Annotated in this window: 25 protein-coding genes; 10 read left to right on the top strand and 15 right to left on the bottom strand. The window is 67.4% G+C overall.

All coding sequences use genetic code 11. The features are described from left to right. Positions 1–17 precede the first annotated feature (17 nt). From AC1DS6_RS04005 to AC1DS6_RS03995, 3 genes are read right to left on the bottom strand one after another with little or no spacing between them, the layout of a single operon-like run. Positions 18–851 carry an ABC transporter ATP-binding protein gene (locus AC1DS6_RS04005; RefSeq protein ID WP_441627852.1) on the bottom strand — a complete coding sequence of 278 codons (834 nt, stop codon included), beginning with the start codon at positions 849–851 and terminating at the stop codon, positions 18–20. After that, positions 845–1,906 carry an ABC transporter permease gene (locus AC1DS6_RS04000; RefSeq protein ID WP_477102115.1) on the bottom strand — a complete coding sequence of 354 codons (1,062 nt, stop codon included), beginning with the start codon at positions 1,904–1,906 and terminating at the stop codon, positions 845–847. The genes AC1DS6_RS04005 and AC1DS6_RS04000 overlap by 7 nt, the downstream gene beginning before the upstream one ends. Beyond that, positions 1,887–2,954 (bottom strand): ABC transporter substrate-binding protein, encoded by a 1,068-nt coding sequence (locus tag AC1DS6_RS03995; RefSeq protein WP_477102114.1) that lies wholly within the window; start codon positions 2,952–2,954, stop codon positions 1,887–1,889. Before AC1DS6_RS03995 ends, AC1DS6_RS04000 begins: the two co-directional genes overlap by 20 nt. Positions 2,955–3,146: 192 nt before the next feature. On the opposite strand from AC1DS6_RS03995, the gene AC1DS6_RS03990 reads away from it, so the two are divergent. After that, positions 3,147–4,145 carry a GlxA family transcriptional regulator gene (locus AC1DS6_RS03990; RefSeq protein ID WP_477102113.1) on the top strand — a complete coding sequence of 333 codons (999 nt, stop codon included), beginning with the start codon at positions 3,147–3,149 and terminating at the stop codon, positions 4,143–4,145. Positions 4,146–4,153: 8 nt separating this feature from the next. On the opposite strand, the gene AC1DS6_RS03985 is transcribed toward AC1DS6_RS03990, so the two are convergent. From AC1DS6_RS03985 to AC1DS6_RS03960, 6 genes are all read right to left on the bottom strand, one after another. Then, positions 4,154–4,531, bottom strand: coding sequence for a hypothetical protein (locus AC1DS6_RS03985; RefSeq protein WP_477102112.1), 378 nt, complete (start codon positions 4,529–4,531; stop codon positions 4,154–4,156). A 170-nt stretch (positions 4,532–4,701) separates the two neighbouring features. Then, complete coding sequence (locus tag AC1DS6_RS03980; protein WP_477102111.1) at positions 4,702–5,070, bottom strand: VOC family protein; 369 nt, start codon at positions 5,068–5,070, stop codon at positions 4,702–4,704. Between the two features lie 48 nt (positions 5,071–5,118). Continuing rightward, entirely contained in the window at positions 5,119–5,970 is an 852-nt protein-coding gene (fghA, locus tag AC1DS6_RS03975; RefSeq protein WP_441627840.1) for an S-formylglutathione hydrolase, read from the bottom strand. A gap of 8 nt (positions 5,971–5,978) precedes the next feature. Beyond that, positions 5,979–7,085, bottom strand: coding sequence for an S-(hydroxymethyl)glutathione dehydrogenase/class III alcohol dehydrogenase (locus tag AC1DS6_RS03970; protein ID WP_477102110.1), 1,107 nt, complete (start codon positions 7,083–7,085; stop codon positions 5,979–5,981). 356 nt (positions 7,086–7,441) lie between these two features. Further along, on the bottom strand, positions 7,442–7,957 hold the full coding sequence (locus AC1DS6_RS03965; RefSeq protein ID WP_477102109.1) for a hypothetical protein: 516 nt from the start codon (positions 7,955–7,957) through the stop codon (positions 7,442–7,444). A gap of 26 nt (positions 7,958–7,983) precedes the next feature. Beyond that, positions 7,984–8,673 (bottom strand): flagellar brake protein, encoded by a 690-nt coding sequence (locus AC1DS6_RS03960; protein ID WP_477102108.1) that lies wholly within the window; start codon positions 8,671–8,673, stop codon positions 7,984–7,986. Positions 8,674–9,080: 407 nt separating this feature from the next. Here AC1DS6_RS03960 and AC1DS6_RS03955 point away from each other — a divergent pair, with 407 nt between their 5' ends. Continuing rightward, positions 9,081–9,800, top strand: a complete 720-nt coding sequence (locus AC1DS6_RS03955) for a flagellar brake protein (RefSeq protein WP_477102107.1) — start codon at positions 9,081–9,083, stop codon at positions 9,798–9,800. A gap of 203 nt (positions 9,801–10,003) precedes the next feature. Here the strand turns inward: AC1DS6_RS03955 and AC1DS6_RS03950 are convergent, their stop codons facing one another. From AC1DS6_RS03950 to AC1DS6_RS03935, 4 genes are all read right to left on the bottom strand, one after another. Continuing rightward, positions 10,004–10,354 carry a mechanosensitive ion channel protein MscS gene (locus AC1DS6_RS03950; protein WP_441627830.1) on the bottom strand — a complete coding sequence of 117 codons (351 nt, stop codon included), beginning with the start codon at positions 10,352–10,354 and terminating at the stop codon, positions 10,004–10,006. Between the two features lie 130 nt (positions 10,355–10,484). Then, a complete protein-coding gene (locus AC1DS6_RS03945; RefSeq protein WP_441627828.1) occupies positions 10,485–10,754 on the bottom strand; it encodes a hypothetical protein in 270 nt (89 codons plus the stop codon). Between the two features lie 124 nt (positions 10,755–10,878). Then, the gene (locus tag AC1DS6_RS03940) at positions 10,879–12,228 is read right to left on the bottom strand and encodes an NTP/NDP exchange transporter (RefSeq protein WP_477102106.1); all 1,350 of its coding nucleotides are present in this window, start codon (positions 12,226–12,228) and stop codon (positions 10,879–10,881) included. A 7-nt stretch (positions 12,229–12,235) separates the two neighbouring features. Beyond that, the gene (locus tag AC1DS6_RS03935) at positions 12,236–13,150 is read right to left on the bottom strand and encodes an aldo/keto reductase (RefSeq protein WP_441627824.1); all 915 of its coding nucleotides are present in this window, start codon (positions 13,148–13,150) and stop codon (positions 12,236–12,238) included. A 150-nt stretch (positions 13,151–13,300) separates the two neighbouring features. Here AC1DS6_RS03935 and AC1DS6_RS03930 point away from each other — a divergent pair, with 150 nt between their 5' ends. From AC1DS6_RS03930 to AC1DS6_RS03900, 7 genes are all read left to right on the top strand, one after another. Continuing rightward, positions 13,301–13,768, top strand: coding sequence for a DUF3995 domain-containing protein (locus AC1DS6_RS03930; protein WP_477102105.1), 468 nt, complete (start codon positions 13,301–13,303; stop codon positions 13,766–13,768). A 153-nt stretch (positions 13,769–13,921) separates the two neighbouring features. Then, positions 13,922–15,112, top strand: a complete 1,191-nt coding sequence (pobA, locus tag AC1DS6_RS03925) for a 4-hydroxybenzoate 3-monooxygenase (RefSeq protein ID WP_477102104.1) — start codon at positions 13,922–13,924, stop codon at positions 15,110–15,112. Between the two features lie 85 nt (positions 15,113–15,197). Further along, complete coding sequence (locus tag AC1DS6_RS03920) at positions 15,198–16,064, top strand: branched-chain amino acid ABC transporter permease (protein WP_477102103.1); 867 nt, start codon at positions 15,198–15,200, stop codon at positions 16,062–16,064. After that, complete coding sequence (locus AC1DS6_RS03915) at positions 16,061–17,086, top strand: branched-chain amino acid ABC transporter permease (protein WP_441627816.1); 1,026 nt, start codon at positions 16,061–16,063, stop codon at positions 17,084–17,086. Before AC1DS6_RS03920 ends, AC1DS6_RS03915 begins: the two co-directional genes overlap by 4 nt. Beyond that, a complete protein-coding gene (locus AC1DS6_RS03910; RefSeq protein ID WP_477102102.1) occupies positions 17,083–17,835 on the top strand; it encodes an ABC transporter ATP-binding protein in 753 nt (250 codons plus the stop codon). Before AC1DS6_RS03915 ends, AC1DS6_RS03910 begins: the two co-directional genes overlap by 4 nt. Continuing rightward, positions 17,828–18,529 (top strand): ABC transporter ATP-binding protein, encoded by a 702-nt coding sequence (locus tag AC1DS6_RS03905; protein WP_441627812.1) that lies wholly within the window; start codon positions 17,828–17,830, stop codon positions 18,527–18,529. Before AC1DS6_RS03910 ends, AC1DS6_RS03905 begins: the two co-directional genes overlap by 8 nt. A 135-nt stretch (positions 18,530–18,664) precedes the next feature. Further along, positions 18,665–19,282, top strand: coding sequence for a DUF6869 domain-containing protein (locus AC1DS6_RS03900; RefSeq protein ID WP_477102101.1), 618 nt, complete (start codon positions 18,665–18,667; stop codon positions 19,280–19,282). Here the strand turns inward: AC1DS6_RS03900 and AC1DS6_RS03895 are convergent. Next, positions 19,263–20,438: an ABC transporter substrate-binding protein gene (locus AC1DS6_RS03895; RefSeq protein WP_477102100.1), complete on the bottom strand. Its 1,176-nt coding sequence runs from the start codon at positions 20,436–20,438 to the stop codon at positions 19,263–19,265. The genes AC1DS6_RS03900 and AC1DS6_RS03895 overlap by 20 nt on opposite strands. Positions 20,439–20,636: 198 nt before the next feature. Further along, positions 20,637–22,181, bottom strand: a complete 1,545-nt coding sequence (locus tag AC1DS6_RS03890; protein ID WP_477102099.1) for a methyl-accepting chemotaxis protein — start codon at positions 22,179–22,181, stop codon at positions 20,637–20,639. A gap of 534 nt (positions 22,182–22,715) precedes the next feature. Between AC1DS6_RS03890 and AC1DS6_RS03885 the strand changes: the two genes are divergently transcribed. After that, positions 22,716–23,348, top strand: a complete 633-nt coding sequence (locus AC1DS6_RS03885) for a SagB/ThcOx family dehydrogenase (RefSeq protein WP_477102098.1) — start codon at positions 22,716–22,718, stop codon at positions 23,346–23,348. Positions 23,349–23,366 lie beyond the last annotated feature (18 nt).

Raw genomic sequence — 23,366 nt, 5'->3', positions numbered from 1 at the left:
GCCTCGCCTGCGTTGGCTTACCATCCCTGGCCCAGCCCCAGCAGGCCGAGGATCTCGCGGCGCAGCCGGATCAGTTCGGGGTCGTCGCGATGGCGCGGATAGTCGCGGTCGATCCTGAGTTCCGCCGTGATGCGGGCGGGGCGTTCGCTGAACACGATCACGCGCGTGGCCAGCAGCAGCGCTTCCTCCACGTCGTGCGTAACCAGCAGCGCGGTAAAGCGCGAGCGCTGCCACAGCGCTACCAGCTCGCCCTGCATGCTCAGGCGCGTCAGCGAATCGAGCTTGCCCAGCGGCTCGTCGAGGATCAGCAGGCGCGGCTCGTTGACCAGAGCGCGCGCCAGCGCGGCGCGTTGCGCCATGCCGCCGGACAGCTGGCGCGGATAGGCGCGGGCGAAGTCGGTCAGGCCCACGCGTGCCAGCGCATCGTCCACGCGGGCGCGCTGGCTGCCGAGCAAGCCGCGCGCTTCCAGGCCGAGCGCGGCGTTGTCCCATACGGTGCGCCACGGGTAGAGCGTGGGGTCCTGGAACACCACCACCCGGCTCGGGTCAGGCCCGCCGATCGGTACGCCATCCACCGCCAGCGTGCCGCGCCGTGGCGGCTCCAGCCCGGCCACCAGCCGCAGCAGGGTGGACTTGCCGCAGCCGCTGGGACCGAGCAGGGCAACGAACTCGCCCGGCTCCGCAGTCAGGCTGACGCGGCTGAGCACCGGCAGCACCTGGTCGCGCAGCGTGAAATGATGGCTGACCTGGTCGATGGTCAGGCGCACGCCGTTGCCGGCGGCGCCGGCCGTGTCGATGGCAGCTTGCGCAGGCTGGGCCCGGGCGGGTTCGTCGAGCACGGCGCTTACCATTTGACCACTCCTTTTTGCCAGGCCAGCAGGCGGTCCCGCGAGCGGAACAGCAAGGTGATGAGCCCTGAGAACAGGATCGCCATCACCAGCAGCGCGCCGTACATGCTGGCGTAGGCGGCCCAGCCCTGGGCCCATTGCAGGTACCAGCCCAGGCCGGACTTGACACCCAGCATCTCGGCCACCACCAGCACCGAGAACGATGCGCCCAGGCCCATGAACAGGCCGACGAACACGCTCGGCAGCGCCGCGGGCACGGCGACTTTCAGCACCAGGAAGCGCTCTTTGGCACCGAGGGTGCGGGCCACGTCGTAATACGCCGGGTCCACCGCCGCCACGCCAGACCACGTCAGCACCGTGACCGGGAACCAGGTCGCCAGCGCCACCAGGAAGGTGGCCGCGCTGGCGCTGCTGGGAAAGGCGAAGAACACGATCGGCAGCCATGCCGTGGCCGGCAGCGGCCCCAGCAGGCGCAGCACCGGGTGGACCCAGTAGCCGGCGCGGCTCGACCAGCCGATGGCCACGCCGGTCAGGAAGCCCGCCAGCGCGCCCAGCAGGTAGCCGGTGGCCAGCAGGCGCAGCGAGTGCGCCACCGCGTCGGCCAGCCGCGCATAGTCCTCGAGAAACACTTCAAGCAGCGCTTGCGGCGGCGCGAAGAAGGGGCGCGGCAACAGGCCCAGCTTGGCGGTCACCAGTTCCCAGATCAGCGTCAGCGCCGCGAGCACCAGCAGCCACGGTCCGGCACGGCGCAGCGCGGCGCCGATGCCGCCCAGCCGGTGCTGCACGAATGCCAGCACCAGCAGCACGGCGGCGATACCCGCGAACAGCGAGGCGGCTTCATGCGTCAGTGGCCAGTCTTCCGGCTCGGGCCAGAACTTCACCACGGCGGCGACGGCCAGCCAGGCCGCCGCGGCCAGTGCGCCGGCCAGCCAGACACGCGGGATCGCGGGCGCGGGCAAGGCCAGGAAGTCATCGGGCGCGTCGAAGGCATCGTGTCCGGCAAGCGCCTGTGCGCTGTCCAGCGCGCCGCGCTGCCCGTCAGCCGAGAACGTTGGCATAGATGCGCTCCGCGAATTTGCTGGAATCGGTGCCGGGCCGGATCACCGACACCAGCTTGAGTTCGTCGGTGTATTGCGCCAGCTCCTTCTTCAGGTCCGCGCCCACCGGATGGTGGCCGTGCGTATGGCTCTTGAGCATGGCCACCACATCGGCCTGCGGCACCTTGGCGAACTCGGCGAAATGCCGCGCCGCGCCTGCGGGATTGGCCACCGTCCAGTCCTGCGCCTGCAGCACGGCGTGGGTGAGCGCCGAGGCGGTCTGCCTGTCCTCGCGGATCAGGCTGCCGCGAATGCCGAGCACGCAGCAGGCGCGGTTGGCGTATTCGTCCGACAGGTTGGTGGCGACCTCGACCAGGCCGCGCTCCTTGCGCAGCAGGTAGGTGCGCGGGTCGCCGTCGGCGGCGGCCTGGGCTTCGCCTTTTTCCAGCGCGATGCCGAGCAGGTCGGCCGGGTACTGGCGCCACTGCACATCGCGCACGGGGTCGATGCCGCGCTTGGCCAGCAGGATGGAAAAGAAGTTCTTGGCCGGGCTGGCCATGTCGCTGACGGCCACGGTCTTGCCCTTGAGGCTCTTCAGGTCGGTCACGCCCGAGTTGCTCAGGGTCAGCAGCCGCATGCAGCCGCCGTGGGTGGCCGCCGTCAGCTTGACGTCGAAGCCTTGCTCGAGCGGCTTGAGCCAGCGCAGCGCCATGCCCACGCCGGCGTCCGCTTTCCTGGTGGCAATGGCTTCGAGCAACTGGTCGGTCGAGCCGCCAAAGTTGATCAGCTCCACGTCCAGCCCGTGGTTGCGGAAGATGTTTTCCTTCAGCGCCGCGGCAACCGGCGCCAGGCACACGGAACTGGCGTTCCAGGCCAGCTTGACCGGCTTGAGCTGGCCGGTGGCGGCGCTGGGCCTGGAGGTCCAGATAAAGGGCGCGACGCCGCCGGCGATGGCGAGCGCGCCGGCGGCCTGCAGCCAGCCGCGGCGGTTCAGGGCGCCCGTGCTGCGCGGATTGCCCTCGGGCGAGGAACGGTTGACTGCGGACGGCTGCTCTGGCTCTTGGTGCATGACACTCCTCGGTAGGCTGCGGGATGTGGACGATATGCACCATGCTAAGAACTGGTTCACTGCAACAGAACGAATTTGTTGGCACAAGCTTGCACGCCCACCGACTAATGCGGCGGCTGCATATGCTTGTACCGGCGCGAGGGCGTGGCCGGCAGTGGGGTAAGATCGCCGCTTTCCATTCCGGTCAGATCGATGCAAGCGCAGGCAGTCGCCGCCCCACGGCGGGTGGATATCGTGGTGTACCCCGGATTCAAGGCCATGGAGGCGGTCGGCCCCATGACGGTGTTCGACTACGCCAATGTGCGCCTGGCCCAGCGCGGGCAGCCACCGGCCTACGCCACCCGGATCGTCGCGCTGGAAACCGGCCCGGTGCGCTCCGACACGCTGATGACGCTGGAGGCCACGGCCCGGCTCGATACCGTGCTGCTGCCGGACATCGCCCTGATCGTGGGCGCGCGCGATATCGAGCGCGCCATGGACGAGGCCCAGGGCATCGTGCCCTGGGCGCGCGCGGTGGCGCCGCGCATCGGGCGGCTGATCGCGCTGTGTTCGGGCACCTTCTTCCTGGCCGCCGCGGGTCTGCTCGACGGGCGCCGGGCCACCACGCACTGGGGCGTGGCCGCGCTGCTGCGCCAGCGCTTTCCGGCGGTGGAAGTGGATGCGGACGCCATCTTTGTGCGCCAGGGCAACCTGTGGACCTCGGCCGGGGTGACTGCGGGCATCGACCTGGCGCTGGCCGTGGTCGAGGAAGACCTTGGCCGCGAACTGGCGCTAGACCTCGCGCGTGAACTGGTGGTCTACCTCAAGCGTCCAGGGGGGCAATCGCAGTACAGCCTGCATCTGGCCAGCCAGGCCACCAGCCACGCCGGCATTCGCGGGGTGCAGGACTGGATACTCTCGGATTTGACGCACGACTTCACGATGGCGGAGATGGCGGGCCGGGTGGCGATGAGCGAGCGCAATTTCCGGCGCGTGTTCGCGCGGGAGACGGGTAGCAGCCCGATGGCGTTTATCGAGTCGGCGCGCATCGAAGGGGCGCGGCGGCTGCTTGAACAAGGCGATCTGCCGCTCAAGTCCATTGCCGCGCGCACCGGATTTGGTTCGGACGAGGGGCTGCGGCGCGCGTTCCTGCGCCAGATGGGCATTACGCCGCGGGACTACCGCGAGCGTTTCGGGGTGGCGCAGCGATAGGCGGGGCTTTACTGGTTGCCTGAAGCCGCCGCGGCCGCCTCCGTAGCGCCCGGCGCGTTGGCGTGCAGCCCCGTATCCTGGCTTGCCGGCGTATCGGCCGCAGTGCCGCCCGGGCCGTTCTGGGCGCTGTCCTGCGAGCGCTGGCGGCCCCGGCCGCGGCTGCCGCCACGTCCGCTGGCGCCGATCGGCGCGGCATGGTTCTGCTTCAGTTCCTGATTGATGCTGTCCACCGTGCGCGGCGCAGGCGTCATGCGCGCAAAGTTGCTCTGGATGGCGTTCATGGCTTCGTCGCCAGCCGCGGGTGAACCCTGCGCGAAGGCGGCGGGTGACAACAATAGCGTGGCCACCACGGGAATCAGGCGAAAAGCGCGGGCGCTGCGGGTCATGATGAAGTCCTTCGGCTGGCCGCAAGCCGCGTTCGGATGACGCGGTGACAGCGATCCAGGACACTACCAGCGCGGCCCGCCGCAACGCAAGGCGTCGCACGGCGGATTCCGTTTCATCGGGCGCCGGCGTGTTTCAACGTATTACCAGGCGGCGCCGCCTGCACCGGCGCTTACTCCAGGTTCTGCCCGATACGCCACAACACCCCGGACGGATCGAGCAGCACGAAGTCGCGCATCTGCCAGGGCTGGTCCTGTGGCGGCACGAGCCTGACGCCGTAGCGCCCGCCGATATCCTGTGCATTGACCTTGTCCCACCAGGCCTGCACATCTTCCACCAGCAAATGCATCATCAGGTTTTCGGCCAGCTCTTTCACATAGAAGTTCTGCAGCATGAAGCAGCACTTTCCGTGATGCAGGTAGGCCAGGTTGTCGTCGCTCCATGGCATGACGAAACCCAGGTCCTGGTAAAACTGCCTGGATAGCGTGAAATCCCGGGCGGGCACAAAGGCCTTGAGTTCGATGGTGGTCAGGTTGCTCATGATGCCTTGTTCAGGCGGACGGGCGGGGTCCAGCCCGTCCGCACATGGTCAGAGTTGCGCTACGTGATGCCGGATATGGTTCTCGATGAAGGTCGAGATGAAGTAATAGCCGTGGTCGTAGCCCTCGTGCCGGCGCAGCAGCAGCGGCTGCCCGACGGCGGCGCAGGCGGCCTCGAAGGCTTCGGGGTAGAGCTGTTCGGCGAGGAATTTGTCGGCCAGGCCCTGGTCGACCAGGATGCCGCGTGGGAAGGGCGCGCTGGCCTGGCGCCGCATCAGCGCCGAGGCGTCGTACTGCTCCCAGCTTGCGCGGTCCTCGCCCAGATAGCCGTTAAAGGCCTTCTCGCCCCACGGACAGCGCATGGGCGCGGCGATGGGCGCGAAGGCCGACACCGAGCGGAAGCGGCCGGGATGGCGCTGCGCCAGCACCAGCGCACCATGCCCGCCCATCGAATGGCCGAAGATGCCGACACGCTGAGGATCGGCGGGCAGCGCGGTGGTGACGAGGTCGAACAACTCCTGCGCCACATAGCTTTCCATGCGCCAGTGCTGGCTCCAGGGCGCCTGCGTGGCGTCCAGGTAGAAACCCGCTCCCGCGCCGAAATCCCATGCCTGCGCCTCGCCGGCGATGCCGGTGTCGCGCGGACTGGTATCGGGCGCCACCAGGATCAGGCCATGCTCGGCGGCAACGCGCTGGGCGCCGGCCTTGATCATGAAGGTTTCCTCGGTGCAGGTCAGGCCGGCCAGGTAGAACAGCGCGGGCAGGCGCCGTTCGGGCTGGATCAATGCCTGCGCCGGCAGGAATACCGAGAACCGCATCGGCAGGCCGATGGTCGTCGAGGCGTGCCGATAGAAGCGCTGCACGCCGCCGAAGCAGCCGTGCTCTGAGAGTAGTTCGAGCATGGCGGGCCTCAGTACAGGACCACGGAGCGGATCGACTCGCCGCGCTTCATCAGGTCGAAGCCCTCGTTGATGCGCTCCAGCGGCAGGGTGTGGGTGATCAGGTCGTCGATATTGAGCTTGCCGTCCATGTACCAGTCGACGATCTTCGGCACATCGGTGCGGCCGCGCGCGCCGCCGAAGGCCGAGCCCTTCCATTCGCGGCCGGTGACCAGCTGGAACGGGCGGGTGGAGATCTCCGCGCCGGCCTCGGCCACGCCGATGATGATCGACTTGCCCCAGCCCTTGTGGCAGCACTCCAGCGCCTGGCGCATGACCTTGGTGTTGCCGATGCATTCGAAGGAATAGTCGGCGCCGCCATCGGTCAGCTGCACGATATGGTCCACCACGTTCTCCACCTCGTTCGGGTTGATGAAGTGGGTCATGCCGAACTTGCGGGCCATGGCCTCGCGGCCGGGGTTCAGGTCCACGCCGATGATCTTGTCCGCGCCCACCATCCTGGCCGCCTGGATCACGTTCAGGCCGATGCCGCCCAGGCCGAACACCACCACGTTGGCGCCGGCTTCCACCTTGGCGGTGAACAGCACCGCGCCCACGCCGGTGGTCACGCCGCAGCCGATGTAGCAAACCTTGTCGAAAGGGGCATCCGGACGGATCTTGGCCAGGGCGATCTCCGGCACCACGATGTGGTTGGCGAAGGTGGAGGTGCCCATGTAGTGGAAGATCGGCTTGCCGTCGATGGAGAAGCGCGAGGTGCCGTCGGGCATCAGGCCCTTGCCCTGCGTGGCGCGGATGGCCTGGCACAGGTTGGTCTTGCGCGACAGGCAGAACTTGCACTGGCGGCATTCCGGCGTGTACAGGGGGATCACATGGTCGCCGGGCCTGAGCGAGGTCACGCCGGGGCCCACGTCGGTAACGATGCCTGCGCCTTCGTGGCCCAGGATGGCCGGGAAGATGCCTTCAGGATCGGCGCCGGACAGCGTGTAGTAGTCGGTATGGCAGATGCCGGTGGCCTTGATCTCCACCCGCACTTCACCGGCGCGCGGGCCGTCCAGGTCGACTTCTTCCACGGTCAGCGGGGCACCGGCCTTCCAGGCGATGGCGGCTTTGGTCTTCATGATGTTGTCCTTGGTAGTGGTGGCAACTTGCGTGCCGGCCCGATGTCTGGGGACGCATACCAGTGCCGTGCGGGACGAGCCAGGCACGGCACCGTTGGTCAGCGACGACTATACGCCCACGCGGTTGGCCGCGGACGCCCGAGGCGGCGGATTTGGCCTCGGGCGCCCCTTGTTTGGCCGAAATCGTGGGTTGCGCGGGGCGGGACGGCTGACCGGGCGGCTGCAGTCCGGATGCCGGTTCGGCCAGGGTTTTGGCATCGGCCCGGAGAGATTCCGACTGGCCGACGCGGCCAGCGCAGGGTCGACCAGCGCGCGCTGCCGCCCCTTGCCTGGATCGGGGCAGGGTCATGGCAGGGTCAGGGCATATCGAATTGATCCGATGGCTTGCTCTGATCCAGCTCCGGCAAACCTGCGGAATACATCACCGCCCAGTTGTCCGGACCTAGCCCTCCGTCACGGCAGAGTAAGCTGCCGACGCGCTTGCCGTCCTTCTCGACGACAAGCCCTTCCTTTTCCCAGCCCTTGCCGCTGCCGGCGTAGACCACATAGTCGTAGCCCCCGTTGGAGAACCGGAAGTAATCGGTGCCGCCACCTGAGTAAGCGGTGACGCCCCACCGGAAGTGCTTGCGCGGATCATCCGTGAGTTTCGGGTAAGCAAGCTCGACGGCCCCCTTTTTTCCAAAGCGGTACTGCACGTACCCTTTCGTTTTGGAAAGATCCGGCGAAGCGCAAAGCGATACAACCTTGTTGCCTTTGACCGTGCATGAGAACGCAACATTCTCGGCCGCCGCGCACAGCGATTCATGTGCCAGTGCGGTAAGCGAAAACATCGAAAGCAGCAGGGCGCCAACGACGCGATGCGGGTGGGACATGAATGACTCCAGTTGAATGACTCCGGTCAATCGAGCAGGGCGCCCTGCTCGAACGCGACAAATTCGCAGCCGTAGTGGTGTACCGCATCGCCGTCGGTATGCACCGACTGGTAACGTACCACGCGAACCCCCATCTCCAGGCTTGCCAGCGTGCCAAAGCGCAGCCTGCCTTTGGGCAGCAACGTCCCGACGGCCAGGGCATTCGTACCTGGTGTGCGCGAGCGCAGGCCCACCCCGGACGCCGAAAGATCGGCAATGTCCAGGATGAGTCCGGTGCCGTCAGGCAACTCGGCCTCGAATGTGTACTGGTAATCCAGCGTCTCCGCCCTGTAGTCCCGCCGCCGTTGCACCTGGGACAGTTTTTCCGGGAACGGCACCGAGAACGCGGCGGCGCCGGCGAACAGGGAGCGGGCCGGGGCGCCCAGGCAAAGCGTGAGCGACACATCATCCAGGACAGTCGAAAGTTCGCTTTGCGCGCAGGCCAGTACTGCCTCATTGTCAGGCTCGCTGACGTATCCCTGGAGCGTAAACGTGCGGGCTGGCCCATCCACGGACAGTACTTTCGTGTGCAGTGTGCGCCCGTCCGGCAAGCGCAAGTCGAGGCTGCGCTCCTGCATGGCCAGGATGTCCAGTATCGCGTGGATCTCACCCTCAAGGGCGTACTGGAACCCGTCCGATGACGGCGGGTTGGTCGAAGCGGAGTCAAGTCTATTCATGGATTGGAATGGCTGGTGAACGATCTGACGCGAGGCGTCGGCCCGGCGCGGAGTCAGGCCCAGGCTGGCAAGCGAAAGCGGAAAGAAATGTGACCGCGAAACGACTCCTAACGGCGGGAGCGATCAAATCTTTAGCCCGCCGGGGAAGGGCGGAATGGCGCCGAATGGAAAAGATGGGGAAGAGAGCGCTGGATTTCTCAAGAACCTGTCTGGCAATGCCGTTAGAGCGGTCGGCATGCAACGGAACATGCGATGCAACGAATATGCCCTCGAAGCTGGAAAGTCGCGAGAAACGTCCGATCGAATACCTTGAATGAGTTAGTCCCGATGAATCGTAGCGCTAGCGCCGCAGTGTTCCCGGACCAGTCTGCAATACCATCATGGCCTCGAACGCCTTAGGCGCGCCTTTGCCGCTCCCGTGGGCTGCTGGCAGCCATATCGAACGGCTCAGCGATCCGGGCCGGATACTTCAGATCCTGCAGGATCTGGCCCGCGTGCGTACCCGGCTCCATCTTCAACCTGCGCAGGAGTGGCGGGTTGCTTCGTGCTTTCTGTCCGTCGACCCATCCAGAGGCACCTGCGTGCTTGCCTGGTGCCGCAACGGCCTGGAACTGGAAGCGATCCTGAACGCCAGCGAACTGGCCGCCTCGGCATCGCTGGGCGATATCACGTTCCACTTCCGGTTCGCCACGCCGGCAGTCACCCGCTTCGACGGCGGACCGGCGTTTCTCGCTTCCTTGCCGGCCGGGATCTATATGGTTCCGCGCCGCAGGCATTTTCGCGTCCGCCTGCAGCAGGACAGGGACTTTCGCTGCCAGATCCTGTTAAGCGACGGCCAGCTTGTGGAAATGGAAGTCGCGGACCTGTCCGTATCCGGGGTGGGCTTGCGCTCCATGCGCATCGGACCGGGTCAGTTGCCGGTCGGGACCAGCATCGCGCAATGCTGCCTGGATCTTGGCGACCTGGGTGCGATGAAGCTTGCGCTGCAGGTGGTGCGGCATCGAAAGGCATGGCACGGCAACGAGGCGTACAACCATTTCGGCTGCCGCTTTGGCCAGATGGATGCGCAGAGCGGCAAGTGGCTGCAGCGCATGGTGTTTGCCCTGGAGCTGGCGGGCCGCCCGTGAGCAGGGCGCCCGGCAGGATCGCCATGCCGCCCGGAGACGGGCCAGCCTGCGCCGGTCCCCGCAACAACGGCGCCACTGCATCCGGCACCGCCATCTCGAAACGCAGTTCCGCACCGGGGAGCGCCTGGCTCGGCTTTTGCGCCAGCGGGCGCGCGAGGATGCCGGTGGTGCCATGGCCCGCCGGATCTGACGGGCCGTCGCGCTCAGTATCCTGGGTATCGAGGCTGCGGCGCTTCCTGATAGTAATAGGGCGCCGGCTGTGGCGCGCATGGCACATAAGCGCGATCGTAATCGCGATAGCAATATCCCGGCGGCGGCCCATAAGCCGGCCCATAAGCCGGCGCGGGCGGGGCGGCCATGACGACCGGCTGGCTGGCCACGGCGGTACCGACCACGGCCAGCCCGACGAGGGCGCCGATGGCCAGCGCGACAGCGCCGGCTGAGTCGCCGTCACCGTGGCCGCGTCCGCGTGCGGAGGCAGGACCCGCGGCCAGCAGCGCGGCGGTGAGCAGGCCTGCGCCGACGATGCGGGCGGCACGATTGGGTTTGCGCATGACTGACTCCTTGTGCTGCATGTGAGGGCCAGCGACAGTGACAGCGGCTGGCCTTGCAGGCATCTTAGGGGTCAGGCGTCGCCGGAATCTGTCCACACGGTTAGCAGATGTAACGCTGGAGCCATGGCGATCAGGGCGCCGGACTCGGCGGCGACGGAGGTGGCGAAGCGTCGGGTACCGGGGCAGCCTGCGGCGCCGGGGCCTGCCTGTCAGGAGCCTTTTGCTTGTGCTTCCTGTGTTTCTTGTGCCGCGGCGGCTGTGGCGGCAGGGGCTTTTGCGTGGCGCGCTCGCCTTGCGGCGTTTGCGGCTCGGGCGGCGGCAGCGCGGCGCAGGCCATGCCACTGATGGCCAGGGCGGTAAGCAGGGCGGCTGCCTTGTACATCGAAATTCCGGACTTCATCAGGACTCCTCGAAAAATAATCCGTCACAATCGTCACAACTCTCGGCAAATGCGGGGGCTGAAGTGCAGGAAAACACCTGAACCGTGTATCGCATTTGCCTCCCGGCGTATCTGGCGAGCGTACTCAGGCACCGCCCCGGTCGCGAGGCACCGCCGCCAGGCGGGCGGTGGACGCCGGCGATGCGGTCCCGTGCTGGCCTTCATGCTGGCGGCCAAGCCACCATCCCAGCCAGGCCCATCCCAATGCCAGCGCAGCCCCGGTGAGCGCCACCACGGCCGGGTGGCCGGATAGCCCGTCAATGGCGGTCTTGATCCAGGCGCTGACCGCATCGCCGGCGCGATAAACGGCGGTGTCGATCACGTTCTTGGCCTTGTATTTGGTTTCGGCATCCACCACCGTGAACAGCATCTCCCGGCCCGGCCGCAGCAATGCATATTCGCCCACCCGGCGCAGGATCATCACGCCGGCCAGCACGCCGAAGGCTGGCCATAGCGCCAGCACCAGGAAGCCCGCCGCCACCGCCAGCGGCACCGCGCTGAGCAGGGAAGTCACGCCATAGCGCCTGGCGACACGGCCCGAGAAGAACACCTGCACCACAATGGTCAGTGCCTGCACGATGGCGTCGATGGCGCTGAAGACCTGCGTCTGCTGCGTGCGGCTGGGAAAGGTCTGTGCCACCAGCCTGGCCTGCTCGAAGTAGAGAAAGGTGCTGGCGGTGGCCAGCAGGATCACGAACAGGCTGATGCCCAGCAGGTAGCGCGAACGCGCCACCAGCGTCAGGCCGGCCCAAAGCCCGCCGCCTATGGGCCGGGCCGGGTCCTGAGCCGGGACCGGATCGTCCGCCGCCGGCACACCGGCACCGGCGCGCCGGCGCCAGCCGAACAGGTAGCCCACGCCGGGCAGCGTGGCCGCCAGCAGCGCGGCGGACAGCAGCATCAGCCCGGTCAGGCCGATGCGCGGCACCAGCCAGCCGCCGAGCAACGGCCCGGCGAGTCCGCCCGCGCTGGCGCCGGCGGCCAGCAGGCCGAACAGGCGCCGCGCCTGGCCGGGACGGAATACATCGGCCATCAGGCTCCACGCCACCGACACCACGAACAGGTTGAACACCGACAGCCAGACGTAGAACACCCGCGCCAGCCAGATACTGTCTGGCGCGGCGCGCGTGGCCAAGGCAAAGCCCAGCAGGTTGGCGATAAAGAACGCATAGACCCACGGCACAAAGCGCCGGCGCGGCAGGCGCGCGCTGCACAGGCCATAGCAGGGAATCGCCACCAGCATGACCACGAAGGTGGCGGTGAACAGCCATTGCAGGTTCTGCACACCACCGGCGATACCCATGGTCTCGCGCACCGGACGCAGCATGAAGTAGCTGGCGAACAGGCAGAAGAAGAACAGGAAGCCGGCCGCCACCGCGCTGCCTTCGCCGGGCTGGATGCCGAGGCCGTGCCGGGCCGCTTGCGTGGTGCTGGCCATGACCGGCTCAGGCCAGCAGCGCGGCGATGCGCTCGCGCTGGCGGGCATCGGGCATGCGGCCCAGGCCCGCGCCGAGGTTGTCGCGCATGTTCCTGGGCTTCGACGTGGCGGGGATCGCCGCCGTCACGGCGGGATGGCTGACAATGAATTTCAGGAAGAGTTGGCCCCAGGAGTCGCAGTCGATCTCGCCGGCCCAGGGTGGCAGCGGGCGGTCCTTGACCGCGCGGAACAGCCGGCCGTCCTGGAACGGGCGATTGACCAGCACCGCCACGCCGCGCTCCTGGCACAGCGGCAGCAGCGTGCGTTCGGCATTGCGCTCGGCGACCGAGTAATTGAGCTGGACAAAATCCACGCGTTCGCTGCGCACGATCTGGGCCAGCGCCTCGTGCGCGTCCTCGCGGTAGTGGGTGATACCGGTATAGCGCGTCTTGCCGCGTTCCTTCAACTGGCGGATAAAGCGCAGGTTGTCGCGCCAGTCGATCAGGTTGTGCACCTGCAGCAGATCGACGGTTTCGCTACGCAGGTCGCGCAGCGACTGCGCCCACTGCGCCGGCGCGTTGGCGGCCGACGCCGAGATCTTGGTGGCCAGGAAGACCTTGGCGCGGGCGCTGGCATCCAGCAGCAGGTCGCCGGTAACGGCCTCGGCGCTGCCGTAGCTGGGCGCGGTGTCGATCACCGGGCCGGCCGTTTGCAGCAGCAGGGCCATGACCTCGGCCAGCGGCGCGCGCTCGCCGGGCCCGGTACCCACGTTGAAGGTATCGGCGGTGCCCATGCCGATCACCGGCAGCGTTTCGCGGCCGCCGGGCAGCGCACGGCGCAGGGGGGGCGGGGAGGGCGGGGCAGCGAGCGCGGCGACGGGCAAGGCCAGGCCGGCGGCAAGCAGCATGCTGCGGCACAGGAAGCTGCGTCGATCAGATGGCATGACGGTCTCCTTGCTGGTGGGCACGGATTCTGGCGGCCGGGATTCCCGGTGCTGCGGCATATGGTCACGGCTTCGCATCGCGCACTCCGGTTGGATTAAGCTGGATGCCCCGGTCCGGGGCATCTTCTCACAGATAGGAATCCTGCTGCCATGGTCGCTTTGGTCGCTCTTCTGCTGGTCTGCATCTACCTGTTGCTTGCCGGCGTGCATGTCTACTGGGCGTTGGGCGGCTCCCTGGCCAAGGATGCGGCGGTGCCCCGCATTCCGCGCAAGGTATCCCCAGGCGAAGGGGCTGCCGCGGTGCCTGCGATGGTTCCCGCTTTCACGCCTTCGCGCACCGGCACGCTGATGGTGGCCGTCGGGCTGGCGGTGGTGGCATCGATGGTGGCCGCGCGCGCCGGGCTGTTCGCCGCGCCATCCACGGGGCCGCTCCTGCAATGGGCCATCGGCCTGGTGGCGGTGGCCATGCTGGCGAGGGCGGTGGGCGATTTCCACCTGGTTGGTTTCTTCAAGCGCATCACCGGCTCTCCGTTTGCGCGGCTGGACACGCGGGTCTATTCGCCCCTATGCGCAGTCCTGGCCGCCGGCCTGGCGTACGTGGCGATCCTGCCAGCCTGATCGTCCTTCCTGCTTCCGCCGGCGGCCCGCGCGGTATCGCCGGAACCCCCGATTGCAAATTGGGGGCGAGCGCCTGAAAATGCCCCTCATCCAAGACCGGGCGCCGCGGCCAGGGGCCGTGGCAAGAGGCTGAACGGGAGACGGGAGACCACGATGCGCACCCAGGTAGCGATCATCGGTGCCGGGCCGGCGGGCCTGCTGCTGGGGCATCTGCTGCGCCGCGCCGGCATCGATGCCGTGGTCATCGAGGACCGCAGCCGCCAGCACGTCGAGGCGCGCATCCGCGCCGGCGTGCTGGAGCAAGGCACCGTGGACCTGCTGGTGGCCTGCGGCGCGGGCGAGCGCCTGCAGCGCCAGGGCCTGCGCCACCACGGCATCGACCTGCTGTTCGGCGGACGCCGCCACCATATCGACCTGTCCGGGCCGACCGGGGGCCGTGCCATCACCGTGTACGGCCAGCACGAGGTGGTCAGGGACCTGATCGCCGCGCGCCTGGCGGATGGCGCGCCGTTGCTGTTCGAGGCCAGCGGCGTGGCGCTGCACGGCATCGATGGCAAGGCGCCCGGCGTCACGTTTGCACACGGGGGGCGGCGCCACACGCTGCATTGCGATTTCATCGCCGGATGCGATGGCTTTCGCGGCGTCTCGCGTGGAGCGATTCCAGCATCCGCGCTGCAGGTGTTCGAGCGGACCTATCCCTTTGCCTGGCTCGGCATCCTGGCCGAGGCCGCGCCAGCCGCGCGGGAGCTGATCTATGCCAGTCATGCGCGCGGCTTTGCCCTGTTCTCGATGCGTTCGCCGCAGATCACGCGGCTTTACCTGCAATGCCGTCCCGACGAGGATCTCACCCTGTGGCCAGATGCGCGGATCTGGCAGGAGCTGCACGCCCGCCTGGAGACCGGCGACGGCTGGCGGCTCAACGAAGGCCCGGTGCTGCAAAAGGGCATCACGCCGATGCGCAGCCATGTGGTGGAGCCCATGCAATATGGCCGGCTGTTGCTGGCCGGCGACGCGGCGCATATCGTCCCGCCGACCGGCGCCAAGGGCATGAACCTGGCGGTGGCCGACGTGCGCACGCTGGCACGCGCGCTGGCGGCACACTATGGTGAACGCCGCGAAGACCTGCTGGCGGCGTACTCCGCCACCTGCCTGCGGCGGGTCTGGCGCGCCGAGCATTTCTCCTGGTGGATGACTTCGCTGCTGCATCGTTTCCCTGACCAGACCCCCTTTATGGCGCGGCTGCAGCGCGCCGAGCTGGAATACGTTGCCGCTTCACCGGCCGCGGCCGCGTCTCTCGCGGAAAACTACGTCGGGCTGCCCTTTGCCGCCTTCGAGGGCGAGTGAACCCAATCCATCCCTTTGGAAAGACAGGAGACTTCATGACTCAGCGCAGTGGACGGGCCTCATCGCAACTCGGGGAGGGCCGGCGATGATCGCCAGCTTCCTTGGCGTGCTGTTCGACGGGCTGGCCTACGGCTGCCTGCTGTTCCTGATCAGTGTCGGGCTCTCTGTCACCATGGGCCTGATGAATTTCGTCAACCTGGCCCACGGCGCATTCGCCATGTTCGGCGGCTACGTCGCGGTGGTGCTGATGAGCCGCGCCGGCGTTCCCTTCCTGGCGGCGCTGCCGGTGGCCTTCGCGGGTGCCGCGGTGGTGGGCTGGGGGCTGGAGCGCACCTTGTACCGGCGTCTCTACCGCGCCAGCCATCTCGACCAGGTCCTGTTTTCCATCGGGCTCACCTTCATGGCGATCGCCGCCGCGACCTACGTGTTCGGGCCCGGACAGCAGCCGGTGGAGCTGCCCGCTTTCCTGCGCGGGCAGGTGCGGCTTGGCGGGCTGGATCTTGGCGCCTATCGGCTGTTCCTGGTCGGCGTGGTGGTGGCGATCACCGCCGCGCTGGGCTGGCTGGTGGCCCGTACGCGCTTTGGCGCGCAGGTGCGCGCGGCGGTGGACAACCAGCAGGCGGCGCGCGGTCTCGGTATCAATGTGGAGCGCGTATTCAGCCTGACCTTCGCGCTCGGTTCTGGACTGGCGGGCCTGGGTGGCGGGCTTGGCATCGATGTGCTGGGCCTCGATCCTTCGTTCCCGCTCAAGTACATGGTGTATTTCCTGCTGGTGGTGGCGGTGGGCGGCGCGGGCACCATCCGCGGGCCGCTGGTGGCGGCGCTGCTGCTGGGCGTGGCCGATGTGGCCGGCAAGTACTACGTGCCGGCGGTGGGCGCCTTCGTCATCTATGCGCTGATGGTGCTGTTGCTGGTGCTGTTCCCGGCCGGTCTCTACGGGAGGCGGGCATGAGCGCGCTGGACAAGGTATCCGATGTGGCCAGCGCGGGTGGCGGCGTACTGCGCCCGCGCCTGCCGGACGGACGCTGGCGAGCCGGCGAGATCGTGTTCTGGCTGCTGCCGGTGGCGGCCTGGTTCCTGTTGCCCGGCTACCTGATACTCGGCAGCCAGGTGCTGATTACCGGCCTGTTCGCGCTGTCGCTGGATTTGTTGCTGGGGTACGCGGGCATCGTCTCGCTCGGGCATGCGGCGTTCTTCGGGCTGGGCGCCTACACCGCCGGCCTGCTGGCCGCGCATGGCTGGGGCGAGCCGTTGTCGGGTCTGCTTGCGGCGGGCGCGGTGGCCGGCGTGGCGGGCTGGCTGGCGAGTTTCCTGGTGGTGCGCGGCGGCGACCTGACCCGGCTCATGGTCACGCTGGGCATCGGGCTGATGCTGTTCGAGGCGGCCAACAAAGCGGCCTTCCTCACCGGTGGCGTGGACGGGCTGGCGGGCGTCACCATGTCGCCGCTGCTCGGGTTGTTCGAGTTCGATCTGTTCGGCAAGACCGCCTACCTCTACAGCCTGGTGGTTGTCTTCGTCCTGTTTGCGCTGGTGCGCAGGCTGGTGGACTCCCCCTTTGGACTGTCGCTGCGGGGCATGCGCGAAGGGGCGCGCCGCATGCCCGCGCTGGGCGTCAACGTGCCGCGCCGGCTCGGCGCGGTATTTGCCGTGGCGGCGGCGCTGGCCGGCGTGGCCGGCGGGCTGCTGGCGCAGACCACGCAGTTCGTCGGCATGGACGTGCTGGGCTTTCCGCGCTCGGCGGAGTTGCTGGTGATGCTGGTGCTGGGCGGCGCGGGCAGGCTGTACGGCGCCCTGGTTGGCGCGGCGGTCTTCATGATCGCGCAGGATGTGCTGGCGGGCATCAATCCGGTCTACTGGCAGTTCTGGATCGGCCTGTTGCTGGTGGTGACCGTGCTGTTCGCGCGCGGCGGCGTGATGGGCGCCGTTGACGCCTTGCGCGGCATGCGCCGCAAGCCGGACGGAGACCAGCCATGACGGCCATCTTGCGCACGGAAGGGCTGTCCAGGTCCTGGGGCGGGTTTGCCGCCAACAGCGAGATCTCGCTGCGTTTCCCGCCGGGCGCGCGCCATGCCCTGATCGGGCCGAACGGCGCCGGCAAGACCACCTTCATCAACCTGCTGACCGGCGCCTTGCCGCCCAGCAGCGGCACCATCTGGCTCGGCGACGAGGACATCACGCATCTGCCGCAGCACGCGCGGGTGCGGCGCGGCATGACGCGCACCTTCCAGATCAACACCTTGTTCCCTGGGCTGACCGTGCTGGAATCCGTGGTGCTTGCGGTGGCCGAACGCAGCGGCGCTACACGTATCTGGCATCGCACCGTGGCATCGCAGAGACCGCTGGCCGACGAGGCCATGGCGGTGCTGACCAGCCTGCGCCTCGACCGCGATGCCGATACCGAGACGCGCAACCTGCCTTATGGCAAGCAACGCCTGCTCGAAATCGCACTGGCGCTGGCCACCCGGCCCGCCATCCTGCTGCTGGACGAGCCCGCGGCCGGCATCCCGGCCGGCGAGAGCGCCGAGCTGTTTGGCGTCATTGCCGGCTTGCCGCGCGACATCACCATCCTGTTTATCGAGCACGACATGGACCTGGTATTCCGCTTTGCCGAGCGCATTACCGTGCTGGTCGGCGGCCGTGTGCTCACCGAAGGCACGCCGGCGGAGATCGGCGCCGATCCCCGCGTCAGGGAGGTGTACCTCGGGGAGGCCGCGCATGACTGAATTGCTGCGGGCAGAAGGGGTGTGCGCGGGCTACGGCGAGGCCGTGGTGATCGACGGGATCGACCTGACGCTCCGCGCCGGTGAGAGCCTGGCCCTGCTGGGCCGCAACGGCGTGGGCAAGAGCACGCTGCTGTTGACCCTGATGGGCCTGACGCGGCTGCGGCGCGGCAGCCTGCACTGGCAAGGGCGCGACCTGTCGCGGCTGGCAGCCCACCAGCGTGCCGCCGCCGGGCTGGGATGGGTGCCGCAGGAGCGCTGCATGTTCCCGTCGCTGACGGTGGAGGAGCACCTGACGGCGGTGGCGCGGCCGGGCTTCTGGAACGTCGCGCGGGTCTATGAGATCTTCCCGCGATTGCAGGAGCGCCGGGGCAATCTGGGCAACCAGTTGTCGGGTGGCGAGCAGCAGATGCTGGCAATTGGCCGGGCGTTAATGGTAAACCCGGTACTGCTATTACTGGACGAACCGATGGAAGGTTTGGCACCTATTATTGTTCAGGAATTGCAGAACGTGATCCGCCGCTTGATAGACGAAGGCGGCATGGCTGTGATTGTGGTGGAGCAGCACGCGCGCCTGGCGCTTGGCATGACCCGGCGCGCGATGGTGCTCGACCGGGGCAAGGTGGTACATGCTTCGACCAGCACGGAGTTGCTGGCGGACAAGGTCACGCTGGACAGGTTGCTGACGGTCGCCTGAGCCAGGCCACGGCATGGTCAACCGGGGGCTGGCGTTGGTTGGCGGCCGTTGATGAACCACGCCGGCACGGGCGGCAAAGCCGTGGCCGGCAATCGGGCTATGCCCATGTTTGCAGACGGGTAGTGACGGGGGACTATGGAAACCCATGAGCAGAAGCGGCTGGTCAGCGCCTATATCAAGCGTTACAGCCGGTACGACCCGGCCATCGGTCGGCACGAGGTACGCTCATTCTGGGTCTGGCAGGCCTGCGACTGGCTGTGCGTCAACGATCCCGAAGGGCTGTGGCGGCTGGTGCTGGAGGTCCTTGCCCATACGGAGAGTCCCCGCGTGCTGGGCGCGCTCGCCGCAGGCGAACTCGAAGACCTGATCGAATACCACGGCCCGGCGTTTATCGAGCGCATCGAGCGGCAGGCCGGGCGCGACCCGCGCTTCCGCCGCCTGCTGTGCGGCGTCTGGCGCAGTTCCACGCCCCAGGTCTGGGCGCGTATCCTGGCCGCCAGCGATGGCAATTTCAATGAAGTGCCGCAGCGCGCGATGTGGATGTGCTACGACCTGCAGGGCATCGGGCTGCCGGACGGGCCGGCGCCTGGCGGCGCCACGGCGGACCTTGCGCAGACGCAGCGTGCACCCGCGAAAGTGCCTGCCCGCATCGAGAAACCGCAGTCTCCACGCCAGGAGCGCCAGGGCGCGCAGGGCACCATCACCACTAAGCCACCGCGCCCCGGCGCGCGGGCTACTTCCCCGGATCCTTGACGTTGTCGAACTTGTCGAACTCCACGTTGTAGAGTTCGCCACCGACCTTCTCCACGCGCCGGATATAGACCGTCTGCACCACGTCGCGGGTGTCCGGGTCGATCAGGATCGGGCCCCGCGGGCTGGCGATCTTCATGCCTTTGAGCGCTGCCAGCATCTTGTCCCCGTCAGTCGCGCCGCCGGTCTTTTTCAGCGCTTCGTAGATCGCGCGCATGCCGTCGTAGGCGGCTACCGCCATGAAATTAGGCCGGCCGGCGCCAGGGTTGGCTTCGGCGAACGCCTTCAGGAAGACCTTGTTTTCCGGCGAATCGTGGGCCATCGAATAGTGGAAGGACGTGATCACGCCCAGCGTGGCGTCACCCATGGCCGGCAGCACGTGGTCGTCGGTAAGGTCGCCGGTGGCGATCACGCGGATGCCCGCCTCGGCCAGGCCGCGCTCGCGAAAGCCCTTCATGAACGCCACGCCTTGCTCGCCCGCGGGCAGGAAGAGGAAGACCGCCTCGGGTCTGGCATCCTTGATGCGCTGGATAAACGGGGCGAACTCCGGGTTGCGCAGCGGCACCCGGATGGATTCGATCACCTGGCCGCCACCGCCGATGAAATTGGTCTTGAACGCGGTTTCCGCATCGATGCCCGGCGCATAGTCCGCAACCAGCGTCACCACCTTGCGGACCTTGTTCTTGATGGCCCACGTGGCCATCGGCGCCGAGATCTGCGGCAAGGTCATCGAAACCCGCGCGATATAGCCCGACTTGGTGGTCACCGAAGACGACGCAGCGTTGAAGATCACCATTGCCTTCTTCGCCTGCTCGGCCACCGGCGCCACCGCCAGCGCCTCCGGCGTGAGACCGAAGCCGGCCAGCACATCGACCTTGTCGCGCACCACCAGTTCTTGCGCCAGGCGCTTGGCCACATCGGGCGCGGGGCCGGTGGTGTCCTTGCTGATGATCTGCACCTTGCGGCCCGCCACGGTGTCGCCGTTGAGCTTCTGGAACGCCTTGATGCCACCCTCCATCTGCTTGCCGTAGTCGGCGAAGCTGCCCGAAAAGGGCGCGATCAGCCCGATCTTGACGGGGTCGGCGGCGTGGGCGAGCGTTGGCGCCACGGCAAGCACGCTGCACGCCGCAAGGGCGCGCAGCAAGGGGGCAAAGGTCATCGATGGTCTCCTGGTTGGGTGCGCCCTGATCCCGGCGCCAGGCCGGGCGCGTGCCGGCGCGGGCACTGGCTGTGGAGTTTAGGGGGATGGGGGATTTGGTGCAATCGGGGAGGGCCGCGCATTCATGGCGGCCGTCTCGGTCCGGCGTTGGCCAGCGGAACCTCGCGCAGAGGCGCCGGCTAACGCCGGTTGTCCGCGTCAGGCAGCAACAAGGCGGAACGAGGAAACCGCTTGCTGCAGGCGCTGGGCCTGCTCTTCCAGCGATCCCGCTGCGGCTGCGGCTTGTTCCACCAGCGCGGCGTTTTGCTGCGTCACCGTGTCCATCTGGGTGACCGCCTGGTTGACCTGCTCGATGCCGGCGCTCTGCTCGGCCGAGGCCGCGCTGATCTCGCCCATGATGTCGGTTACGCGCTTGACCGCGCCCACGATCTCTTCCATGGTGTGGCCGGCTTGCCCCACCAGTTGCGAGCCCTTTTCCACGCGCTCGGCGGAATCTCCGATCAGTGTCTTGATCTCCTTGGCGGCTGTCGCGCTACGCTGGGCAAGGCTGCGCACCTCACCGGCCACCACCGCGAAGCCACGGCCTTGTTCGCCGGCGCGGGCGGCTTCCACAGCGGCATTCAGTGCGAGGATGTTGGTCTGGAAGGCGATGCCTTCGATCACGGCGATGATATCGACCACCTTTCTGGACGCGCCGTTGATCTCATCCATGGTGTCGACCACCTGGCCGACCACTTCGCCTCCCCTGACCGCGATTTCGGAAGCATTGACCGCCAGCGAGCTGGCTTGCTTTGCGTTGTCGGCGTTCTGCCGGACGATGCTGGTCAGTTCCTCCATGCTGGAAGCGGTCTGTTGCAAGGACGACGCCTGTTCCTCGGTCCGCTGGGACAGGTCGGTGTTGCCAGCGGCAATCTGGCTCGTGCCGGAGGCAATGGACTCCGTGCCCGTGCGTACCTGGGTGACGATGCGCAGGATATTGCCGTTCATCTCGTTCAGCGCTTGCAGCAACTGGCCGGTCTCGTCCTTGCTATCCGCGTCGATGCGGCTGGTCAGGTCGCCGGCCGCCACTTTCCGGGCGAAACCAACGGCACGATGGAGCGGCCGCGTGATGCCCATGGTCAGCCACAGCGAAAATGCCACGCCGATCGCCAGCACCAGCAGGCCAAGCACGATCAGGCGGTTCCGCGTGGTTTCATAAATCCCGTTGATGTGCTGCGCGGTCGCATCGATGCTGGTGCGCTGGATATCGAGCAGCTTCTGGATTTCGGCGAGATAGGCGTTGCCGGCAGGCACGAACTCGGCTTCCAGCACCCGGTTGGCTTCGTCCGTGCTGCCTTCTTCCTTGAGCTTGGTGATCTTGTCGCGGGAGTCGTTATAGGGCTTGCGCACGGTCTGGATCGTCTGGAATGCCGCCCTTTCCGCTTCCGAGGAGAGCATCGGCTCGATCTTGTCCCGCAATGCGGCGATGGCTTCGACGGAGCCCTTCGTCTCCGCGGCAAAGAACGCGCCGAGGCCCGGGTCCGCGCTCCGCGCCACCGCGGTCGTGCGCCGCACGCTCGTGTGCATCAGGCGATACCAGTCGCTGACGACGCGCTCCTTGGCCAGCGGCTGCTGCATCATGTCGTGCGTGCGTTGAGCGACTTCCTGCAAGCCCATGACGCTGAACACCGTCATGAACGTTGACAGCAGCAGCACCACGCCGAAGCCAATACCGAGACGTACCCCAATTCCAAGATTTTTCATTTCTTCTACCTGAATGGAAATAACAATGGTGGCGAAATACTGGCGCCTTGGGCGCCCATTCGCTCTTTTGTCTGCCGCACCGTGCTATCACGAACGCACCTGTAGGCAATGGTGAATAACGGCGGGCGGGAGACAGACTTGAGTGCCGATCATGCCGGCGGGATCGGGGAGGCACGGGCTGGATCGAAACGCTGTGCCGCCAGGCAGAATACCTTGTCCGCATTTCCGCAAGCCCTGCGGGCGGGTGGCCCGGCGTTGGCAGGCGTAATTGCCGGGCGACGTCACAACGCTTGATCCAGCGCAAATCAAACACCTGACGCCATCGCAAAATTGAGTACAAGCGCATCAGCGCGCTCGGGATGCCACGATGTCGGCACTGCCCCTGGAGCAACTCAACACGCGGGCCGTCTTGCTGGATAGGCCCGACGGCCAAGCGCTGCCTGCCGCGCCAGCGCAGGCAAGCGCACACGTTTTCATTGTCGTCGGGCCTGAGCGCAGCCATCCTGCGCCGCCCGATGATGCCTGGAGATCAGCATGACCCATCCCATCGTGACATCCGACGCAGTGCCGGAGTATGTCGAACTGCCCGCTCCGCAGATGGAAGGCGGCATGCCGCTGATGCAGGCGCTGCGCTTGCGGCACTCCACCCGGGCCTTCACGGGTGAGCCGCTGGCGCCGGAGTTGCTCTCCAGCCTGCTATGGGCGGCATACGGCATCAGCGAACCGGAAACGGGCCGGCGTACCGCCCCGTCGGCGCGCAACTGGCAGGAAATCGAACTGTACCTCGCGCTCGCCGATGGCCTCTATGTGCTGGAACCAGCGGCCTGGCGCCTGCGCCTCGTTAGCGGGGAGGACGTGCGCGCAACCACCGGGCTGCAGGACTACGTGGTGCAGGCGCCGCTGGACCTGGTGTTTGTTGCTCGCCTGTCCAGGATGGACGAGCAGGCAAAACCGGTGCGCCAGTTCTACATGGGGCTGGACACCGGATACATCAGCCAGAACGTGTACCTGTTCTGTGCTTCCGCCGGGCTGGCGACGGTGGCGCGCGGCCTGCTGGACAGGCGCGCCATGGCGGGCGCGATGCGTCTCGATGCGGACCAGCGCGTGGTGCTGGCGCAAAGCGTCGGCTTTGCCTCGGCGAACGGGGCGGCCGGGCATCCGGCATGACGATCTGCAACGAGCGTC

The sequence above is a fragment of the Cupriavidus sp. 05L310 genome (assembly GCF_056398185.1).
The sequence above is the reverse complement of the archived record's forward strand: the minus strand, read 5'-3'. Positions and strand labels throughout refer to the sequence as shown.

What these genes read in the sequence shown, in the direction of transcription:
- AC1DS6_RS04005 (WP_441627852.1), bottom strand. Translation starts at nt 851, where the DNA reads ATGGTAAGCGCCGTGCTCGACGAACCCGCCCGGGCCCAGCCTGCGCAA.
- AC1DS6_RS04000 (WP_477102115.1), bottom strand. Translation starts at nt 1,906, where the DNA reads ATGCCAACGTTCTCGGCTGACGGGCAGCGCGGCGCGCTGGACAGCGCA.
- AC1DS6_RS03995 (WP_477102114.1), bottom strand. Translation starts at nt 2,954, where the DNA reads ATGCACCAAGAGCCAGAGCAGCCGTCCGCAGTCAACCGTTCCTCGCCC.
- AC1DS6_RS03990 (WP_477102113.1), top strand. Translation starts at nt 3,147, where the DNA reads ATGCAAGCGCAGGCAGTCGCCGCCCCACGGCGGGTGGATATCGTGGTG.
- AC1DS6_RS03985 (WP_477102112.1), bottom strand. Translation starts at nt 4,531, where the DNA reads ATGACCCGCAGCGCCCGCGCTTTTCGCCTGATTCCCGTGGTGGCCACG.
- AC1DS6_RS03980 (WP_477102111.1), bottom strand. Translation starts at nt 5,070, where the DNA reads ATGAGCAACCTGACCACCATCGAACTCAAGGCCTTTGTGCCCGCCCGG.
- fghA (WP_441627840.1), bottom strand. Translation starts at nt 5,970, where the DNA reads ATGCTCGAACTACTCTCAGAGCACGGCTGCTTCGGCGGCGTGCAGCGC.
- AC1DS6_RS03970 (WP_477102110.1), bottom strand. Translation starts at nt 7,085, where the DNA reads ATGAAGACCAAAGCCGCCATCGCCTGGAAGGCCGGTGCCCCGCTGACC.
- AC1DS6_RS03965 (WP_477102109.1), bottom strand. Translation starts at nt 7,957, where the DNA reads ATGTCCCACCCGCATCGCGTCGTTGGCGCCCTGCTGCTTTCGATGTTT.
- AC1DS6_RS03960 (WP_477102108.1), bottom strand. Translation starts at nt 8,673, where the DNA reads ATGAATAGACTTGACTCCGCTTCGACCAACCCGCCGTCATCGGACGGG.
- AC1DS6_RS03950 (WP_441627830.1), bottom strand. Translation starts at nt 10,354, where the DNA reads ATGCGCAAACCCAATCGTGCCGCCCGCATCGTCGGCGCAGGCCTGCTC.
- AC1DS6_RS03945 (WP_441627828.1), bottom strand. Translation starts at nt 10,754, where the DNA reads ATGAAGTCCGGAATTTCGATGTACAAGGCAGCCGCCCTGCTTACCGCC.
- AC1DS6_RS03940 (WP_477102106.1), bottom strand. Translation starts at nt 12,228, where the DNA reads ATGGCCAGCACCACGCAAGCGGCCCGGCACGGCCTCGGCATCCAGCCC.
- AC1DS6_RS03935 (WP_441627824.1), bottom strand. Translation starts at nt 13,150, where the DNA reads ATGCCATCTGATCGACGCAGCTTCCTGTGCCGCAGCATGCTGCTTGCC.
- AC1DS6_RS03930 (WP_477102105.1), top strand. Translation starts at nt 13,301, where the DNA reads ATGGTCGCTTTGGTCGCTCTTCTGCTGGTCTGCATCTACCTGTTGCTT.
- pobA (WP_477102104.1), top strand. Translation starts at nt 13,922, where the DNA reads ATGCGCACCCAGGTAGCGATCATCGGTGCCGGGCCGGCGGGCCTGCTG.
- AC1DS6_RS03920 (WP_477102103.1), top strand. Translation starts at nt 15,198, where the DNA reads ATGATCGCCAGCTTCCTTGGCGTGCTGTTCGACGGGCTGGCCTACGGC.
- AC1DS6_RS03915 (WP_441627816.1), top strand. Translation starts at nt 16,061, where the DNA reads ATGAGCGCGCTGGACAAGGTATCCGATGTGGCCAGCGCGGGTGGCGGC.
- AC1DS6_RS03910 (WP_477102102.1), top strand. Translation starts at nt 17,083, where the DNA reads ATGACGGCCATCTTGCGCACGGAAGGGCTGTCCAGGTCCTGGGGCGGG.
- AC1DS6_RS03905 (WP_441627812.1), top strand. Translation starts at nt 17,828, where the DNA reads ATGACTGAATTGCTGCGGGCAGAAGGGGTGTGCGCGGGCTACGGCGAG.
- AC1DS6_RS03900 (WP_477102101.1), top strand. Translation starts at nt 18,665, where the DNA reads ATGGAAACCCATGAGCAGAAGCGGCTGGTCAGCGCCTATATCAAGCGT.
- AC1DS6_RS03895 (WP_477102100.1), bottom strand. Translation starts at nt 20,438, where the DNA reads ATGACCTTTGCCCCCTTGCTGCGCGCCCTTGCGGCGTGCAGCGTGCTT.
- AC1DS6_RS03890 (WP_477102099.1), bottom strand. Translation starts at nt 22,181, where the DNA reads ATGAAAAATCTTGGAATTGGGGTACGTCTCGGTATTGGCTTCGGCGTG.
- AC1DS6_RS03885 (WP_477102098.1), top strand. Translation starts at nt 22,716, where the DNA reads ATGACCCATCCCATCGTGACATCCGACGCAGTGCCGGAGTATGTCGAA.